Consider the following 18,325-nt stretch of genomic DNA (forward strand, 5'->3'; position numbering starts at 1 on the left):
GACCGGAGACGGGATCGCGCCCGCCCCCGGTCCTGTCACCGTCAGCGGTCGAGCCAGGCGGAGTACCAGCTGGGCCGGCCGACCGACTCGGTGGCGAATCCCTGCACGTCGGCGCGCAGGCCGAACACCTGCGGCTCCTCGAAGATCGGCAGGATGTAGGCGTTCTCGGCGAGGTGCTGCTGCGCGGCCGCCGATGCCGCCTGGCGCTCGTCGGACGTGGGCTCGGAGGCGACGGCGCTGAGCAGGGCGTCGAGCTCGGGGTCGCCCACGCTGCCGTCGCTCGTGTCGAGGTTGAGCAGCGTGTTGCGGTTCTTCGACGCGTACTGCGACTTCAGGACGTCGTAGTCGGCGCGGCCGACCATCGAGTGGTACACCTGGATCGTGTCGATGTCGAGCCGGGCGGCGTCCTGCGCGGCCTGATCGCCGGGGAAGAGCTTGACCTCGATGCCGAGCTCGGCCAGCTGCTCCTGGATCATCGTCACGACCTCCTTCGAGCGCGGCTGCGGCAGCGCCTCGTTGAAGGTGAGGGAGAGCCGCTGACCGTCCTTGACGCGGATGCCGTCGTCGCCGGGCACGAAGCCGGCCTCGTCCAGCAGGTCGGCCGCCTTGTCCGGGTCGTACTCGTAGTACTCCGACGTGTCGACGTAGCCGAGCGCGGTCTCGGCGAGCGCGCCGGTGGCGAGCGGATAGTTCTCCGTGAAGAGGGTGTCGACGATCGCCTCCCGGTCGATGCCGGCGATGATCGCCTCGCGCACCCTGATGTCCTGCAGGAGCGGGTGGCGGAAACGGAAGCTCAGCCCGTTGTTGACGCCGTTGGTCGCCGCGGCGACGAGCGCAAGCCCGGACGCGGCGAACTGGGCTTCGTCGGGCGCCTCGATCTGGCGTGCGGCATCCGCCTGTCCCGACACGACCGCACCGACGCGCACGCTGTCCTCGCCGGCGACGCTGATGGTCACCGAGTCCAGCAGCGCCCGACCCTGGTGCTCCAGCGAGGGCGGAGCCCAGTCGTAGTCCTCACGCGCGGTGAGCACGATCTCGGTGCCGACCTTCTCGTCGCTGATCACGAACGGGCCGCTGCCGATGATGCTCGTCGCGTTGCCGGGCCCGTAGCCCTCGGTGGACTTGTCGAGGGTCGCGTCCGACAGCAAGCCGGAGGTGATCGTCGAGACCGCCTGGGCGAAGCCGGGGGCGGGCGCCGAGAAGTAGAACTTCACGGTGTCGTCGTCGACGACCTCGCCGTGGTCGTAGTTGTTGATCGCCTCCGAGACGGCGAGCTTCTTGTCCGTGTCGCCCTTGCCGTACAGGTCGAGGTTCTTCACGACGTTGGCCGCGGTCAGCGGCGTGCCGTCGGAGTAGGTGACGTCGGTTCGGATGTCGAAGGTGTACTCGGTGGCGTCGGCGTTCACCTCGGGGAGAGCGGTCGCGATCCACGGCTCCAGCTCGAGCGTCTCGGGGTTCTGGTACAGCAGCCGGTCGGCGATGTTGTTGATGATGCCGCCGTTGGGGTAGAAGCCGCCTCCGGGCGGGTACAGCGTGTTCCAGGTGAGCGAGTCGAGGTAGGTGAGATCGCCGCCGGCCTTCGGCTCGCCGGCGGTAGCCGTGCCGTCGGTGTCGGTTCCACCGCCGGAGCAGGCGGTCACCAGCGCGGCGACGAGGGCGAGCGAGGTCGCGGCCAGAACGGCGCGAGTGGTTCGGGTACGGGACATGGGGGAATCTCCTCGGGGTTGCTCCCAGTAGAACGCAGGAACGCGCGGATGCCGCATCCGCGCTTCACGCAACGTAAGACAACGGTGCGCCGACGGCGTCAGCGCTCCAGGTCGATCGCGACGATCCGGTCGTCGATGGCGAGCGGCTTGCCGCGGCCGTCGGTGTTGCTGGTGAGGATCCAGAGTCGTCCGTCCGGAGCGAGGGCGACGTCGCGGAGCCGTCCGTAGGTCGCCGTGAAGTGGTCCTCGAAGCTCGCCGGGTCGGCGACCGGGACGGTGCGCAGCGCCTCGCCGCGCAGGTTCGCGATGAGGATCGTGTCGTCGACGATCGTCATTCCGCTCGGGCTCGCGGCATCCGGTGCCCACTGCTGCACCGGGTCGATGTAGTCGTAGTCGTAGGCGATGCCCTCCACCTCCGGCCAGCCGTAGTTGCCGCCGGGGACGATGATGTTGAGCTCGTCCCAGGTGTCCTGGCCGAACTCGGTGGCGAACATCGTGCCGTCCTCGACCCACGCCATGCCCTGAACGTTGCGGTGCCCGTAGCTGTACACGAGGGAGTCCGGGAACGGGTTGTCCTCGGGCACGTCGCCGTCCGGGGTCATCCGGAGGATCTTCCCGCCCCACTCGTCGAGATCCTGTGCATCGTCGGGCTCGTCGGCATCGCCCACCGACACGTACAGCATGCCGTCGGGGCCGAAGGCGATGCGACCGCCGTTGTGGTTCGTGCTGGAGGGCAGCTCGCCGCGCAGCCACTCCCGCCGGCCGAACGAGAACGAGCCCGGGTCGCCGGAGAGCGTGTAACGCTGCACGCGGTTGCCGGTGTACCCGGTGGAGTACACGTAGAGCCGGTGCTCGTCGTCCACGGCGAGGCCGAGCAGGCCCCCTTCGCCCCCGTCTTCGATGCCTTCGACGACCCCCGCCTCGCGCACCTCTCCGGTGGGCGAGACCTCCAGGATGCGGCCGGAGTCGCGTTCGCTCACCAGAGCGACGCCGTCGACGAACACGACCGACCACGGCACGGCGAGCGTCTGGGCGATGTCGGTAGAACCGCCGAAGACGAGGGCGCCCGGGGTGGCGGTGGGCGTCGGCGTCGGAGTGGACGTGGGGGTGGGCGAAGGCTCGGGCTCGGCCGAGCCGCTGCATCCCCCCGTCGCCAGCGCCAGGGCGATCGTCGCCGCGGCGATGACGGTCCTGCGTGTTTCCGGCCTGCTGCTGTCCACTCTCACGTGCTCCTCTCGGTCCGAAGACAAGGCTACGTGCGCGCGACCGGCGGGGGCGCCAGGGCCGGGCCGTGGCGCGCCGGGCTCAGCCCGTCGGCCCTGTCTGCGCGACCGCGAGCTCGACCCCGGCGTGCGCCAGTTCTGCCAGCGCCGCCTCGGTGGAATCCGGCGCCACTCCCGCGACGAGATCGGTGAACAGGCGCACGTGCACGCCGTGCGCGAGGGCGTCGAGGACCGAGGCGCGCACGCAGTAGTCGGTGGCGATGCCGGTCACGTCGACGTCGACGACGCCGCGCGCGGCCATCAGATCGGCGACCGACTCGCCGGCATCCGTCACTCCCTCGAAGAGCGAGTAGGCGGGCCTGCCCTGCCCCTTGACGACGTGGTGCGTGACGGCGGTGGTGACCAGCCCCGGGTCGTAGTCGGCACCGGGCGATCCGGCCACGCAGTGCACCGGCCACGAGTCGACGAAGTCGGGCTGCGCCGAGAAGTGGCCGCCGTTGTCGCCGTCGGCGTCGTGCCAGTCGCGCGACGCGACGAACAGCGCATAGTCGGCGGCGTGCGCGGCGAGCAGACGTGTGATGCCCTCCGCGACGGCATCCCCTCCGGACACGGCGAGCGCGCCGCCCTCGGTGAAGTCGTTCTGGACGTCGACGATGAACAGTGCCCTGGTCATGACTCGAGGGTACGCCGGAGCTCGCGCCGCGTGGCCGGGACGGATGCCGGATCCGCCGGCACCGGGCGCCGGGACAGCCGCGACGGCCACCAGCTGACCCGCCCGAGGTCGTAGGAGACCGCCGGGACCAGGAGCGATCGGACCACGAGGGTGTCCAGGAGCACCCCGAACGCCACGATGAAGGCGATCTGGGCGAGGAAGAGGATCGGGATGACCCCGAGCGCGGCGAAGGTCGCCGCCAGCACCATGCCGGCCGAGGTGATGACCCCGCCGGTGGCGATGAGCCCGCGCAGGATGCCGCGGCGCGTGCCGTGCGCGAGCGACTCCTCGCGCACGCGCGACATCAGGAAGATGTTGTAGTCCACCCCGAGCGCGACCAGGAACACGAACCCGTACAGCGGCACGGCCGGATCGGCCCCCGGGAAGCCGAGCACGTGGTCGAACACGAGCGCGCTGACCCCCATCGCGGCGCCGAAGGAGACGATGACGCTCGCGACCAGGATCAGCGGGGCGACGAGGGCCCGCAGCAGCAGCATGAGGATCAGCAGGATCACGGCCAGGATCACCGGGATGATGAGCGTCCGGTCGCGGATCGAGGTGTCGTTGGTGTCGAGGTCGATCGCGGTCGGTCCGCCCACGAGCGCGACCGACTCCCCCAGTGTGCTCGAGAAGTCCGCGCGCAGCGCCCGCACGGTGTGCTCGGCGGCGAGCGAGTCGGCGGGATCGTTCAGCGTCACGAGCAGGAGCACGTCGCCGTCGGACACCGTCGGCGTCGGGGGCGCCGCACCGGGCGGGCCGGGTGCGGCGAAGACCGCCGCGCCGCCGTCGAGGGCGACCGCGGCCTGCCCGGTGGGCGAGTCGGCGGATGCCACGGACACCGTGTCGACGCCGCGCTCGGCCTCCAGCACGCCGACGGCGTCGACGAGCCGCTCCTCGGGCACGATCACCGAGGCGGGGCTGCCCGACCCGGCCGGGAAGTGCTCGCCCAGCACGGCCTGGCCGTCGCGCGCCTCGGATGCGCCGAGCACCAGGTCGCTCGCGGCGACGCCGTCGGCCTTCAGCTGAACGAGCCCCGCGCCGGCGCCCAGGAGCACGAGCGTGCACACGATCCAGATCGCGCGCGGATGCCGGGAGATGAGCCGAGCCTGTCTCGGCCACAGCCCGCGCACCGGAGCGCGCGGGTCGTCGGGGAGGTCGATCGAGGCCGCCCGCGGCGGGAACGGCCAGAACGCGGCGCGGCCCACGAGGGCCAGCAGCGCCGGCAGGAAGGTCAGCGCCGACAGGATCGCGAACACGATCCCGATCGAGGCGATCGGGCCCAGCGCGCGGTTGGTGGCCAGGTCGCTCAGGAGCAGGCACATGAGGCCGGCGATGACGGTGCCGCCGGAGGCGACGATCGGCTCGACCGATGCGCGCCACGCGCGCACGGCGGCATCCCACCGCGGCCGGGGTTCCGCGAGCGCCTCGCGGAACCGCGCCACGTACAGGAGCGCATAGTCGGTGGCGGCGCCGATCACGAGGATGAAGAGGATCCCCTGCACCTGTCCGTTGAGGACGAACACCCCCGCCTTGGCGAGCCACCACACCGTCAGCAGCGCCACGCACAGCGCGAACGTCGAGGTGAGCAGCACGAGCACCGGCAGCAGCGGCGACCGGTAGACGATCACGAGGATCACGAACACCGCGCCGAGGGCGACCGCCAGGAGCAGCCCGTCGATGCCGAGGAACCCCTTCACCAGGTCGGCCGTGAAGCCGGCAGGGCCCGTCACCCAGGCGTCGAGGCCCTCACCGAGCTCGTCGTGGACGAGGGCGCGGATCTCCTCCACGCTCGCGCGCACCGTGCCGTCGGAGTCGATCGGGACGAACAGCTGCACCGCCTCGCCGTCGTCCGAGACGATCGGCGGCGAGCTCTGGCCGACACCGTCCAACGCGGAGATGTCGTCGGCGAGCGTGCGCAGCTCCGCGAGGCGGTCGTCGTCGAAGCCGGCGTCGGAGGTCACCACCACGACGGCCGGGATCGTGTCGCCGCCGGTGAAGTCGGGGAGCCGTTCGTTCACGCGCGTCGACTCGGCGCTGGCCGGCAGGAACGTGGACTGATCGTTCGTGGCGACCTGGTCGACCTTGCCGAAGTACGGGCCGCCGATCGCACCGCCGACGAGCCACACCAGCACGAGCAGCACGGGAATGCCGATGCGCACCCACCGCCCGGCTGTCATGGCACCGAGCGTACGCGCCGGGTCCGACGCGCGGCACCCGCTCAGCCGCGCACGAACAGCAGCACCCACGAGACGATCGTGGCGACAGCGGCCAGGACCGCCAGCGCCACCGCACCGCGCACGACCGTGCGCAGACCCGGCGGGCGCCGGGTCAACCGCATCCGGTCGTGCCAGCCGTGCCGGTACCAGATCGCGACGGTATCGGCCTGGCCGATGACGGATGCCTCGTCGTCTGTCGCGCGGGCGCTGTTGGCGTCGCCGTCGCCGTCGAACCAGCGCACGACCGTGCCGTCTCCCTCACGGTCGACGACGGCCTCGGCGGGCAGCCACGTGCCGTCGACCGCCCACAGCACGACCGCGACCACGCCGAGCACGACCGCACCGCCCAGGCCCACCCAGGTGAACAGCTCGAGCACCGCGTCGAGGGCCGTGTCCATGGCCGCACTCAGTCCTGCGCGTCGCGCACGAGCAGCGCGAGCCGTACGCGGTTGGTGTCGCCGAGCTTCGCGAACACGCGCGTGAGGTGCGTCTTCACGGTCGCCTCGGAGCAGAACAGGCGGGCGCCGACCTCGGCGTTGGACAGGCCCTCCGCCACCGCGACCGCGATCTCGAGCTCGCGCGGGCTCAGCGACTCCAGCAGCGCCCGCGCCTCCGCGCGCCGGGCGTCGCGGCCGCTGTCGGCGAACCGCTCGATGAGCGCGCGCGTGTGCGAGGGGCTCAGCATCGCGTCGCCGCCGGCGACCACGCGCACGGCCTCGATCAGCTCGCGCGGGGGCGTGTCCTTGAGCAGGAACCCGCTCGCGCCGGCCTCGATGGCCGCGAACACGTGCTCGTCGAGCTGGAACGTCGTGAGCACCAGCACGCGCACGCCGGAGTCCGCGCCCAGCAGCCTCGTCGCCTCGATGCCGTCCACCCGCGGCATCCGGATGTCCATCACGATCACGTCCGGCCGCTCCCGCCGCACGAGCTCGGGCACGCCCGCGCCGTCGTCGGCCTCGCCCACGACCGCGATGTCGTTCGCCGACGAGAGGATCGTGCGCAGCCCCGCACGCACGAGCGCGTCGTCGTCGACGATCCCGACCCTGATCATGCGGCCTCCCACGGCAGATGCACGCTCAACTCGTACCGTCCCTGCGCGGCATGCGCGTCGAGCCGGCCGCCGAGCACCTCGACGCGTCCGCGCAGAGCCGCCAGGCCCGTGCCCGCCCCGCGGTCGCCGCCGGGGGCGAGGGGGTTTCCGACCTCGAGGCGCACGCCCTCGCCCGGCGCGCCCGTCAGCACGATGTCGACCGGGGCGCCCGGCGCGTGCCGGTGCGCGTTGGTGAGGGCCTCCTGGGTCACCTGGTAGAGCACCCGGCCGATCGCAGGGGAGAGCTCCGTGCGATCGGATGCGCTCAGCTCGTCGCGGAAACCCACGGTCGCGCCGGCCGCACGGCTGGCCTCGACCAGCCGTGGCACGGCGGCCAGATCGGGCGCGGGGTCGCGGCGCGCGTCCTCGCCGAGCGCGCGCACGACGGCCCGCAGGTCGGCGAGGCCGGTGCGTGCGGAAGCGCGGATCTGTTCGGCCGCGGCCACCGTATCGGGATCGGTCGAGCGCACCTCGAGGGCGCCGGCCTGCATCGTCACGAGCGCCAGCACGTGCCCGAGCGAGTCGTGCATCTCGCGGGCGATGCGCTCGCGCTCGGTGTGCACGGCCTGGCGCGCCGCCAGCTCGCGCTCGAACTCCGCGCGCACGGCGCGCTCGGCGACGGATGCCGCCAGCCTCCGGTGCGCGCGCATGTACCCGCCCACGAGGGTGGGGGCCAGCCCCACGATGACCACGACCATCGCGACGCCGAAGACGATCTCGCCGGGCGTGTAGCCGAGGTCGGCGTCGCGCTGCGAGATGAGGATCGCGGCGGCCGCCGAGCCCGCCGCCGCCATGAGCCACGTGCGCGCGCCGCCGCGGCGCACGGCGAGGCTCATCATCCCGACGATGAACACCGAGAACGTGCCGGCGGCGATCGCGGCGATGCCCAGAAGCGGCAGGGCGTGGGGGAACCGCACGCGCAGCACGATCGCGGCGATCACGAGCGGCAGGAGCACGAGCTGCAGCACCCACTGCCACGACAGGAAGGTGATCGCCGGCGAGTTGTTGATGTAGAGCAGGCCGATCGCCGCGAGGTAGATGAGCGGCGCACCCCACCGGAGCACGGCGGCGGTGTCCCGCGGCGGACGTGCGCTGGCCTCCATGGGGAAGACCCTACCGGGCCGGTCCGCCGGTCTCGCGCACTCGGAGCCACCTAAGGGAATCGAACCCTTGACCTATTCATTACGAGTGAATCGCTCTGCCGTCTGAGCTAAGGTGGCGCGCCTCGCTCGCGCGATGCACGATCAAGGATCCTACCTGCTGGATCGGGGCTCCGCGAACCGCGACAACCCCCGCGGAGATCCCCGCGGCATCCGCTCACTTGGCCCGAAGTGCCGCGACACGCCCGGCGGCACGACCATATGCGCCGACCGAAGCCCACTCGGGACCACGCCCATGACCCCGCGGCATCCGCTCAGCGGCAGACGAGTCCGTCCTGCGGGACCGTGCCGTCGACGAGGTAGTCCTCGACGGCGTCGTCGACGCAGGAGTTCCCCTTGCCGTAGCCGGTGTGCCCCTCGCCTTCGCGCGTGACGAGCACCCCGGAGTCGAGCTGCTCGGCCAGCGCCACCGACCAGCTGTAGGGCGTGGCCGGGTCGTTGGTCGTCCCGACCACCACGATCGGCGCCGCACCGGCGGCCTCGATCGGCTCGCGGACCCCCGTGGGCGGGTACGGCCACACCTCGCACACGCTCACCCCGAACCAGTACGGGGCGATGGTCGGGGCCTGCTCGGCGATGGCCGCCTTGGCCGCGGCGAGATCGGCCTCGGTGCTGTCGCGCGGGTAGTCCATGCAGTTGTACGCGAAGAACGCCTCGGTGGAGTTGTCCATGTACATCCCGCCCTCGCGCTGGTAGTAGAAGTCGACGAGCGCGAAGGCGATCCCCGGGTCTCCCACGAGCGCGCCGTCGAGCGCCTGAGTGAGGTACGACCAGTTCTCCTTCGCGTACAGCGCCGCGATGATCGCCAACGTGAGCGCGTTCGCCCCCAGCTTGCGTCCATCGGTCGCCACGAGCGGCCGCTGGTCGACGCTCGCCAGCAGCGTGCCCAGATCGCGCATCGCATCGTCGACAGTGCCGCTGAAGGGGCATTCGCGCGTGCTGAGACAGTCGGCCATGTAGGCGCGCAGCGCCGATTCGAAGCCGATGGCCTGCGTCTGCTCGACGTCGAGGTCGCTGCTGGACGGGTCGATCGCCCCGTCGAGCACGAGCCGGCCCACGCGCGAGGGGAACAGCTTGGCGTAGGTCGCGCCGAGGAACGTGCCGTAGGAATAGCCGAGGTAGTGCAGCTGCGCGTCGCCGAGCACGCCGCGCAGCAGGTCGAGGTCGCGCGCCGCGTTCTCTGTCGTGAGGAAGGGAAGGATGCCGTCGCTGCCGCTCTCGCATGCGGCCACGAAGGCGCGGTTGCGCGTGGTGAGCTCGTCGCGCCACTGCGCGCTGTCCCGCGGCGCGGTGGGCAGGTCGAACAGGTACGCGTCCATGTCGGCGGCGTCGAAGCAGTGCACGGCGGTGGAGCGCCCGACCCCGCGCGGGTCGAAGCCCACGATGTCGTACGCGGCGGTCAGCGCCTCCCCCACCACCAGGGTGAGCGAGTCGGCGACGAGGTCGTAGCCGCTGGCGCCGGGGCCGCCCGGGTTGACCAGCAGCGAGCCGATCGGCTCGGCGGCCTCGGCGCGGTGGCGGATGAGGGCCAGCTCGAGGTCTCCGGCATCCGGGTCGCTCCAGTCCCGCGGCGCGCGCACCGTCGTGCAGTCGAACTCGTCCGTTCCGAGGTCTTCGCACGACCCCCACGTCAGCGCCTGCTCGTAGTAGGGCCGGAGATCGGCGGACACGCCGTCGGCCACCGGCGGGCGCTCGGTCGACGCACTCGACGAGGTGCCACGCGGGATGCCGGTCCACACGCACCCGGACAGCACGAGCGCGGCGGCGGTCGTGGTCGCAACGACCGCGGCGATTCGGCGGATCGGGGTCATGGGGCGCTCCCGTTGGCGACGGTGACGAGCATGCTCTCCAGCGCGAGGGCGGGAGCGGCGTTTCCCTGCAGGTTGGTGCGCGTGGCGGCGATCCGGTCGAGCACGCCGAGCGTGCGCTGCGGGGTCCAGGCGGCGGCCAGCGCCTCGACCTCGGCGCCCAGCTCCCGGTTGATGAGGTCGTCGCCCCGGCCGAACTGCACCATGAGCGTGTCGCGGTACAGCGACTCCAGATCGGTGAGCACGCGGTCGATGCCGTCGCGCAGGCTCCGCGTCGCCCGGCGCTTCTGGTCGTCTTCGAGGGCGCTGAGCTGACCGCGCACCGCGGGCGGGACGACCGCACCGGGCGCGACGCCGAGTGTGCGCAGCAGGCTCTCGCGCTCTGCCTCGTCGCGCTCGGCGGTGAGCGCCTTCGCGTCGTCGGTGGCCACCTGCACGATGCGGCCGGCGACCTCGACGGCGTCGCCGACGCCCCGCACGCCGAGCACGGCGCGCAGCGCCGCGTCGCGACGCTCGCGCGAGGCGGCGTCGGTCGCGAGGCGCTGCGCCATGCCGATGTGCCGCTGCGCGAGGCGAGCGCACTGCTCGGCGGTGGCCTCGTCGACGCCGGTGCGCTGCACCAGCAGCCGCGCGACGTCGTCGACGCCGGGCTCGCGCAGGCGCAGCACGCGCACCCGGGAGCGGATCGTCGGGAGCAGGTCGGCGTCGCTGGGCGCGCACAGGATCCAGACCGTGCGCTCGGGAGGCTCCTCGAGGGCCTTCAACAGCACATTGCTGGTGCGCTCGACCATGCGGTCGGCATCCTCCATCACGATCACGCGGTGACGGCCGAGCGACGGCGCGAACGAGGATCGCTCGACGAGCGCGCGGGCGTCTCTGATCGAGATGATGACGCCCTCGGTGCGAAGAGCCGTGAGGTCGGGATGGGTTCCGGCCAGCACCTGCCGCATCGCGGTCTCGTCGCCGGGCTCTGCGATCAGCGCCGCCGCGAACGCGTAGGCGAGCGTGGAGCGGCCCGATCCGGGCGGGCCGGTGACGAGCCAGGCGTGTGCGAGCCGGTCGGGGTCGGATGCCGCGGCCTGCAGCAGCGCGACGGCCTCGTCCTGCCCCCACACCCGCCCCCACGGGAGGTCGTCCACCATGGCCGCAGCGTGCATGCCGACCAGCCTAGTTCGACCCGCCGACCTCGCCGCCACCCCGTGCCCGGCCACCGCCCCCGCGGCACATCGTCGGAGATCTGCACAACGTCGGAGCCCTCGCGGCGCGTCGCTCCGACGAACGGCAGATCTCCGACGAACGGCCGCGGCCGGGCCGGGCTCACAGCGCCGCGCTCACGCGCGCGCGGATCGCCTCGGCGAGCTCCCCTACCGGGCGGTCGGCGGAGAGCACGAGGAACCGGCCGGGGTCGGATGCCGCGAGGTCCAGGAATCCGGCCCGCACCCGCTCGTGGAACGCGGCCTGCTCGGCCTCCAGCCGGTCGAAGGGCTTGTCGGCCGCGTCGAGGCGCCGCCGCGCGGCGGCCGGGTCGAGGTCGAGGAGCACCGTGACGTCGGGGAGGGCCCCCTCGGCGGCCCACAGCGACAGGTCGCGCACCTCCGCGGCATCCAGCACCCGCCCCGCCCCCTGGTAGGCGACCGACGAGTCGAGGTAGCGGTCCTGGATCACGACCTCGCCGCGCTCGAGCGCCGGGCGCACCACGGTCGCCACGTGGTGGGCGCGGTCGGCGGCGTACAGCAGCGCCTCCGCGCGCGGGGCGATGTCGCCGCGGTGGTGCAGCACGATGTCGCGCACGAGCCTGCCCACCTCGGTGCCGCCCGGCTCTCGGGTGCGCACGACAGAGCGGCCCTGCGCGACCAGCCACTCCTCCAGGAGCGCCGCCTGCGTGGTCTTTCCCGCACCGTCGCCGCCCTCGAGGGTGACCCAGAGCCCGCGAGTCACTTCTTCTTCGCCGCCGGCTTGCGGGTCGTCGTGGTCCGGCGGGCGGTGCGCTTCGGCGCAGGGCCTTTGGCGCGCTTGTCGGCGAGCAGCTGCACGGCGCGCTCGAAGGTCACCTCGTCGACCGACTCGCCGCGCGGGATCGTCGCGTTGGTCTCGCCGTCGGTCACGTACGGGCCGAAGCGGCCGTCCTTCAGCTTGATCGGCTTGCCGCTCGTCGGATCGGCCTCGAACTCCTTGAGCGCGCTCGACGCGCCGCGCGCGCCGTACTTGGGCTGCGCGTAGATCGCGAGCGCCTCCTCCAGGGTCAGGGTGAGCAGTTGCTGCTCGCTCTGGAGCGTGCGCGAATCGGTGCCCTTCTTCAGGTACGGCCCGTACCGGCCGTTCTGCGCGGTGATCTCCACGCCCGACTCCGGGTCGACGCCGACGACGCGCGGCAGCGAGAGCACCTGCAGCGCCTGGTCGAGATCGATCGTGTCGACCGTCATGGTCTTGAACAGCGACGCGGTGCGTGGCTTGGGCGCGGCATCCGCCTTCTTGCGCGTCGTCTTCTTGGGCGCCTCGTCGACGACGCCGGTGGACTGGTCCGCGGCATCCGGGTCGACCGGGTCGACCTCCTGCACGTAGGGGCCGAACCGGCCGTCCTTGACGACGACGAGCTTGCCGTTGGCGGGGTTCTCGCCCAGCACGCGGTCGCCGGCGACGGGGGCGTCGATGAGCTCCTGGGCACGGGCGGGGGTCAGCTCGTCGGGGGCGAGGTCGTCGGGCACGTTGACGATGCGCGACGTGCCGTCGGGGTTCGGCACGTCGAGGTACGGGCCGTACTTGCCGAACCGCAGCGTCGCGACGTCGCCGATGCGGGTCGCGTTGAGCTCGCGGGCATCGATATCGCCGAGATTGTCGACGATCCGGCGCAGTCCCACGTGCTCCTCGGAGCCGAAGTAGAAGTCGTTGAGCCACGCGACGCGCTGCTGCTCCCCGCGCGCGATGGCGTCGAGGTCGTCCTCCAGCGCTGCGGTGAAGTCGTAGTCGACGAGGTCGGCGAAGTGCTGCTCCAGCAGCCGCACGACGCTGAAGGCGAGCCAGCTGGGCACGAGCGCCTGCCCCCGCTTGGTCACGTAGCCGCGGGTGAGGATGACGTCGATGATGCTCGCGAACGTCGACGGGCGCCCGATGCCCTTCTCCTCCAGCGCCTTCACCAGGCTCGCCTCGGTGTAGCGGGGCTTGGGGCTCGTGGCGTGCCCCTTGGGCTCGACATCGCGCAGGGCCAGCACGTCGCCCACGGCGAGGGCCGGCAGCGACTGGTCGCTGTCTTTGTCGGCGTCGCCGCGACGCTCGTCGCGGCCCTCCTCGTACGCCTCCAGGAATCCCTTGAACGTGTACACGGTGCCCGAGGCGGTGAACGAGGCGGTCCGGCCCCCGGCATCCGCGTCGAGCGTGACGGTCGTGGTCTCGTACTTCGCGTCGGACATCTGGCTGGCGATCGTGCGCTTCCAGATGAGGTCGTACAGGCGCGCCTCGTCGCGGTCGAGAGCGGATGCCACCGACGAGGGCGTGCGGAAGTGCTCGCCGGACGGGCGGATGGCCTCGTGCGCCTCCTGCGCGTTCTTGCTCTTGTTGCGGTAGCTGCGCGGATTGGCCGGCACCGCCCGGTCGCCGTAGAGGGCGACCGCCTGCGCGCGCGCCGCCTGCACGGCCTGCGCCGACAGCGCCGTGGAGTCGGTGCGCATATAGGTGATGTAGCCCTTCTCGTAGAGCCGCTGGGCGACGCTCATCGCGTGCTTGGCGCTCATCGAGAGTTTGCGGCCGGCCTCCTGCTGCATCGTGGAGGTCGTGAAGGGCGCCTTGGGGCTGCGGGTGCCGGGCTTGGCCTCGATCGAGGCGACGCTCGCGCGGCCGGTGCTCTCGATCGCCGCGGCCAGCTCGCGGGCGGCCTCCTCGTCGAGCACGACGACGGCCTTGGTCAGCTCGCCGCGGTCATCGAAGTCGGTGCCGCGGGCCAGCGGGGCGCCGTCGATGCGGGCCAGTCGCGTGGTGAACGATGCCGCCTCCTTGGTGGCGCGCGCCTCGACGTCCCAGTACGAGGCGGAGACGAACGCCATGCGCTCGCGCTCGCGGTCGACGACCATGCGGGTCGCGGCGGACTGCACGCGGCCGGCGCTGAGGGTCTGGCCCTCGCGTCCGCTGCCGATCTTGCGCCACAGCACGGGCGAGACGTCCCAGCCGTAGAGGCGGTCGAGCACGCGGCGGGTCTCCTGCGCGTCGACGAGGTCGAGGTCGAGCTCGCGCGTGTTGCCTGCGGCGGCGACGATGGCGTCCTTGGTGATCTCGTGGAAGACCATGCGGCGCACCGGGACCTTGGGCTTGAGCACCTCGAGCAGGTGCCAGGCGATCGCCTCGCCCTCGCGGTCCTCATCGGTGGCGAGCAGGACCTCGTCGGCGTCCTTGAGTGCGCGCTTGAGCTCGGCGACGGTCTTCGTCTTGCGGTCGTTGACGACGTAGTAGGGGTCGAAGCCGTTGTCGATGTCGATCGAGTACTTGCCGTACGCCTGCTTCTTGTCGGCGGGGATGTCCTTCTTGTCGGCCAGGTCACGGATGTGCCCGACCGAGCTGAGCACCTCGTAGCCGTCGCCGAGGTACCCCTGGATCGACCTCATCTTGGTCGGAGACTCGACGATGACGAGCTTCTTGCCGTGTGCCACTGGCGTCCTTTCTTCGATGCACACCATACACACCGCAAGGATCGGCGGACGCTGAGTGTCGCCGCAGCGGCCCGTCATCGCCGTCAGCGCGCGGGCGGGGCCTCACCGCCGAGTTCCTCCAACAGCGTCACCGCCTCGGGCGACGAGTCGGCCCTTCCTGCCTTCCGCTCCGCGCGCCGTGCCGCGCGTTGTTCGCGACGCTGCGCCCGCCGGTCTATGCTCCGCAGCCGTCCTCGCTCGACGAGCGTGTACAGGATCGGCACGAGCACGAGGGTGAGGAGCGTCGAGGAGATGAGCCCGCCGATCACCACGATCGCCAGCGGACGGGAGATGAACACGCCGCCCCCGGTGAGCCCGAGCGACATCGGGACGAGCGCGAAGATCGTCGCCGCCGCCGTCATGAGGATCGGGCGCAGCCGCAGGCGCGTGCCGTGCTCGACGGCCTCCTCCAGCGGCGCTCCGGCCGAGCGCAGGCGGTTGACGAGATCCATGAGCACGATCGCGTTCGTCACCACGATGCCGATGAGCATGAGCAGGCCGATGAGGGCGGGAAGGCCGAGGGCGGTGTCGGTGACGAGCAGGCCGATGATCGCGCCGGTGGCCGCGAACGGGATCGACACGAGCAGCACGAAGGGTCCGCGGAAGCTGCGGAAGGTCGCCACCATGACGATGAGCACGAGCAGGATCGCACCCAGCATCGCGGCGCCGAGCTGGCCGAAGGCCTCGTCCTGCTCGGCCGCGACGCCGCCGACCTCGAAGCTGACGCCCGCGGGCAGCTCGACGACGGAGATCGCGCGGTCGACCACGGCCTTCGCGGCGTCGAGCTTCCCCTTCTTCGGCAGCACGGTGAGCGTGACCTGCCGCTCGCCGTCGGCACGGGTGATCGTCGGGGCGGTGAGCTCCTGCTCGACCGTTGCGATGTCGGCGAGCACGATCGCCGTGCCGGTGACCTCGGTGGCCGCCTGCTGTGCGACCTCCGACGCCTGCTGCTGCGCGAGCCGGTCGGCCGCGTCGGTCTGGGCCTGCCGCAGCCCGGCGATCTGCTCGTCGACCCCTTCGATGCCCGATCGGGCACCCGCGATGGCTTCTTCGAGCGCGGCGAGCTGCTCGGCCCGCTCCAGCTGCGCGCGCTGCATCGCCTCCTCCTCGGGGCTGAGCGCAGGCTCGGGGACGATCGGCAGGCTCTGCAGCTGGGCGAGCTGCCCGCTCATCACGCCGATCTGCGAGGAGAGCTGGGCGCGCCGGTCGACGGCCTCGTTCACCTGCCTGGTCAGGTCGGCGTTGGCCTTGGCCCGCTCCGCCTCGGCGGCGGCTTCCGCCTCCGCCTTGAGGCGGTCGGATGCCTGTTTCTGAGCCTCGGCGGTCTGCTGCGCCGTGACCGGGAGCACGAGTGCGCCGAGCTCCTCGGCGGTCGGGGCGGTGGCGGCGGTGTGCAGCACGATGTCGCGCTCGCGCCCCGCCATCATGAGCCGGCCGACGATCCTGCCGTCCAGGGCCTCCTGCACGGTCCGCGCGACGAGGGCGCGGTCGAAGCCGAGTCGCGTCGCCTTGACCTCGTCGAGCCGCACCCGCACGACCGGCTGCTCGCCGGTCAGCTCGCTCTTGACCGACCGCACGGCATCCGAGTCGGAGAGTCGCTTCTCCAGCAGGTCGCCGGCCTCGCGCAGCGCCGCCGGGTCGGTGCCGCGGATCTGCAGCGCGATGCCGCCGCCTCCCCCGGCGAGCGCGTCCTGCGTCTCCAGTCGCACGTCGCCGGCGCCGCTGAGCTTGTCGAGGGCGCGCTCCACGGCGTCTCCGACCTCCTCGACGTCGGAGCCCGCGTCGAGCTGCACGTCGTAGGAGATGGTCGCGGGGCCGCCCGTGGCCGACCGCAGCGGAATGGAGGTCATGACGTCGCGCACGCCGTCGACGCGGCCGATCGCGGCCTCCACCGGCTCGGCGGCGGCCACCGGGTCGCCCGCCTGCTCGGGCGTCTGCGTCACGCGCAGGCTCTCGTTGCCCGAGGAGCCGAGGAAATCGGTGTGTAGGAACGGCAGCATCGCGATCGTGGCCACGAGCACCAGCACCGAGGCGACCACGGTGAGCACGGGCCGGCGCCGGGTCGCGTTCAGCACGGGCATGAGGGTGCGCTGCAGGCGGTCGGGGGCGGTGTGGATCTCGTCGAGGTCGGAGTGCGGGGCCTCCTCCGCCGCGCCGGGCGTCGAGGCCGCGGCATCCGTCGCCTGGTCGCGGGCACGCAGGAACCAGAACGCCAGCACCGGCACGATCGTGAGGGCCACCACCAGGGAGGCTGCGAGGGCGAGGGTGACGGTCACGGCGAACGGCCGGAAGAGCTGGCCGACGGTGCCGGAGACGAAGGCGATCGGCAGGAACACCGCGACGGTCGTGAGAGTGGATGCCGTGATCGCTCCGGCGACCTGCCGCACCGAGGCGACGACGGCCTCGACGGTCAGCGGCTCCAGCGCACCCTCCGCGGTGCGCGTGCGTCTGCGGCTGATGTTCTCGATCACCACGATCGAATCGTCGACCACGCGGCCGATGGCGATCGTGAGGGCGCCGAGGGTCAGGATGTTGAGCGTGTTCTCGCTCCACCAGAGCCCGATGAGGGTGATCAGCAGCGACAGCGGGATCGACACCGCCGCGATCGCCGTCGAGCGCCACGAGCCGAGGAAGGCGAGGATCACCAGCACCGCGAACAGCAGGCCGAGTCCGCCCTCGGCGGACAGGTCGTGGATCGACTGCTCGATGTAGGGCGCCTGGTCGAAGACGGTCACGAACTCCGCCTTCAACGACGGGGCGAGCCGGTCGAGCTCGGCGTTCACGGCGTGCGAGATGTCGACCACGTTGCCGCCCTGCGCGGGATAGACCTCCACGGTGATCGCGGGCTTGCCGTTGACGCGCGAGATCGTGGTCGCCGGCACCGTCTCCAGGCTCACATCGGCGAAGTCCGAGACCAGCACGGCGCCGGATGCCGACCCCTTCTGCGAGGAGAGCGGCATGGCCGCGACCTGTTCCAGCGAGCTCAGCGCCGTGCCCACCGTGACCGAGACCGTTCCGTCGGCGGATCCTGCCGAGCCCGCCGGCAGGGCTGCGCCATGGGCCTCCAGGGCGGGTGCGATCTGGGCGGGGTCGACGCCCAGTCTCAGCGCGTCGGCGGGGCGCGGGGCGATCACGATGCGCTGCTCCTCGCGCCCGGCCAGCACCACGCGCTGCACACCGCCCAGGCCCTGGAGCGCGGGAACCACCTGCTGCGCCAGCGCGTCGCCGAAGACCGCGGGGGCCTCGCTGCTGCCGGCGCTCAGCACCATCGCGGGAATGTCCTCGGTGCCGCCGGAGAACACCTGAACCTCGGTTCCCGCGGGGAAGGAGGGCTTGAGCGACTCGGCCGCGGAGCGGATTGCGCGGAGGGTCTCGTCCTCGCCCTCCTCGAAGGGCCAGCCGACGATGATCTCGGCACTGCCGTTGGTCGTGGTCGAGGTGACCTTGTCGACGCCCGGCACCGCCGAGAGCGCCCGTTCGCTCGGCTCGGTGACCGTGCGGGCCATCTCCTCGGGGGCGAGGCCGGCGGACTGCACGATCACGTAGGCCGTCGGCATCCGCATCGAGGGCATGAGCTCCTGCTTGAGCGCGGTCATCGAGAAGACCCCGATCACCGCCACCGCGATCGTGATGAGGCCGACGATGAGGCGATTGGTCAGGCTGATCCGCGTAAGAGACGACACGGTTTCGAGCCTGGCGGTCTTCTCCGAGCCGCGCATCAGACCCCGGTACCA

Annotated in this window: 12 protein-coding genes and 1 tRNA gene; all 13 read right to left on the reverse strand. The window is 72.0% G+C overall.

Translation table 11 applies throughout. The features are described 5' to 3' along the window. Positions 1–41 precede the first annotated feature (41 nt). A complete protein-coding gene (locus QM641_RS03645) occupies positions 42–1,706 on the reverse strand; it encodes a TIGR04028 family ABC transporter substrate-binding protein (protein ID WP_415113546.1) in 1,665 nt (554 codons plus the stop codon). A gap of 98 nt (positions 1,707–1,804) precedes the next feature. Beyond that, positions 1,805–2,932 carry a PQQ-dependent sugar dehydrogenase gene (locus tag QM641_RS03650; RefSeq protein WP_415113548.1) on the reverse strand — a complete coding sequence of 376 codons (1,128 nt, stop codon included), beginning with the start codon at positions 2,930–2,932 and terminating at the stop codon, positions 1,805–1,807. A gap of 79 nt (positions 2,933–3,011) precedes the next feature. Then, positions 3,012–3,602, reverse strand: a complete 591-nt coding sequence (locus QM641_RS03655; protein ID WP_415113550.1) for an isochorismatase family protein — start codon at positions 3,600–3,602, stop codon at positions 3,012–3,014. Beyond that, positions 3,599–5,818, reverse strand: coding sequence for an MMPL family transporter (locus QM641_RS03660; RefSeq protein ID WP_415113551.1), 2,220 nt, complete (start codon positions 5,816–5,818; stop codon positions 3,599–3,601). Before QM641_RS03660 ends, QM641_RS03655 begins: the two co-directional genes overlap by 4 nt. Before the next feature lie 41 nt (positions 5,819–5,859). Then, the gene (locus QM641_RS03665) at positions 5,860–6,255 is read right to left on the reverse strand and encodes a hypothetical protein (RefSeq protein WP_415113553.1); all 396 of its coding nucleotides are present in this window, start codon (positions 6,253–6,255) and stop codon (positions 5,860–5,862) included. Positions 6,256–6,263: 8 nt separating this feature from the next. Further along, positions 6,264–6,908, reverse strand: coding sequence for a response regulator transcription factor (locus QM641_RS03670; RefSeq protein WP_415113555.1), 645 nt, complete (start codon positions 6,906–6,908; stop codon positions 6,264–6,266). Beyond that, positions 6,905–8,050: a sensor histidine kinase gene (locus QM641_RS03675; protein WP_415113557.1), complete on the reverse strand. Its 1,146-nt coding sequence runs from the start codon at positions 8,048–8,050 to the stop codon at positions 6,905–6,907. Before QM641_RS03675 ends, QM641_RS03670 begins: the two co-directional genes overlap by 4 nt. Positions 8,051–8,094: 44 nt before the next feature. Then, positions 8,095–8,167, reverse strand: a tRNA-Thr gene (locus tag QM641_RS03680). Between the two features lie 194 nt (positions 8,168–8,361). Then, the gene (locus tag QM641_RS03685) at positions 8,362–9,918 is read right to left on the reverse strand and encodes an alpha/beta hydrolase (protein WP_415113559.1); all 1,557 of its coding nucleotides are present in this window, start codon (positions 9,916–9,918) and stop codon (positions 8,362–8,364) included. Further along, the gene (locus QM641_RS03690; RefSeq protein WP_415113561.1) at positions 9,915–11,072 is read right to left on the reverse strand and encodes a DNA polymerase III subunit delta'; all 1,158 of its coding nucleotides are present in this window, start codon (positions 11,070–11,072) and stop codon (positions 9,915–9,917) included. Before QM641_RS03690 ends, QM641_RS03685 begins: the two co-directional genes overlap by 4 nt. A gap of 160 nt (positions 11,073–11,232) precedes the next feature. Next, positions 11,233–11,853 (reverse strand): dTMP kinase, encoded by a 621-nt coding sequence (tmk, locus tag QM641_RS03695; RefSeq protein ID WP_415113563.1) that lies wholly within the window; start codon positions 11,851–11,853, stop codon positions 11,233–11,235. Then, positions 11,850–14,552 (reverse strand): type I DNA topoisomerase, encoded by a 2,703-nt coding sequence (gene topA, locus QM641_RS03700; RefSeq protein WP_415113565.1) that lies wholly within the window; start codon positions 14,550–14,552, stop codon positions 11,850–11,852. Before topA ends, tmk begins: the two co-directional genes overlap by 4 nt. An 83-nt stretch (positions 14,553–14,635) precedes the next feature. Further along, entirely contained in the window at positions 14,636–18,274 is a 3,639-nt protein-coding gene (locus QM641_RS03705) for an efflux RND transporter permease subunit (protein WP_415113567.1), read from the reverse strand. Between the last annotated feature and the right edge of the window lie 51 nt (positions 18,275–18,325).

The sequence above is a fragment of the Microbacterium sp. genome (genome assembly GCF_047605725.1).
Lineage (GTDB): Bacteria > Actinomycetota > Actinomycetes > Actinomycetales > Microbacteriaceae > Microbacterium.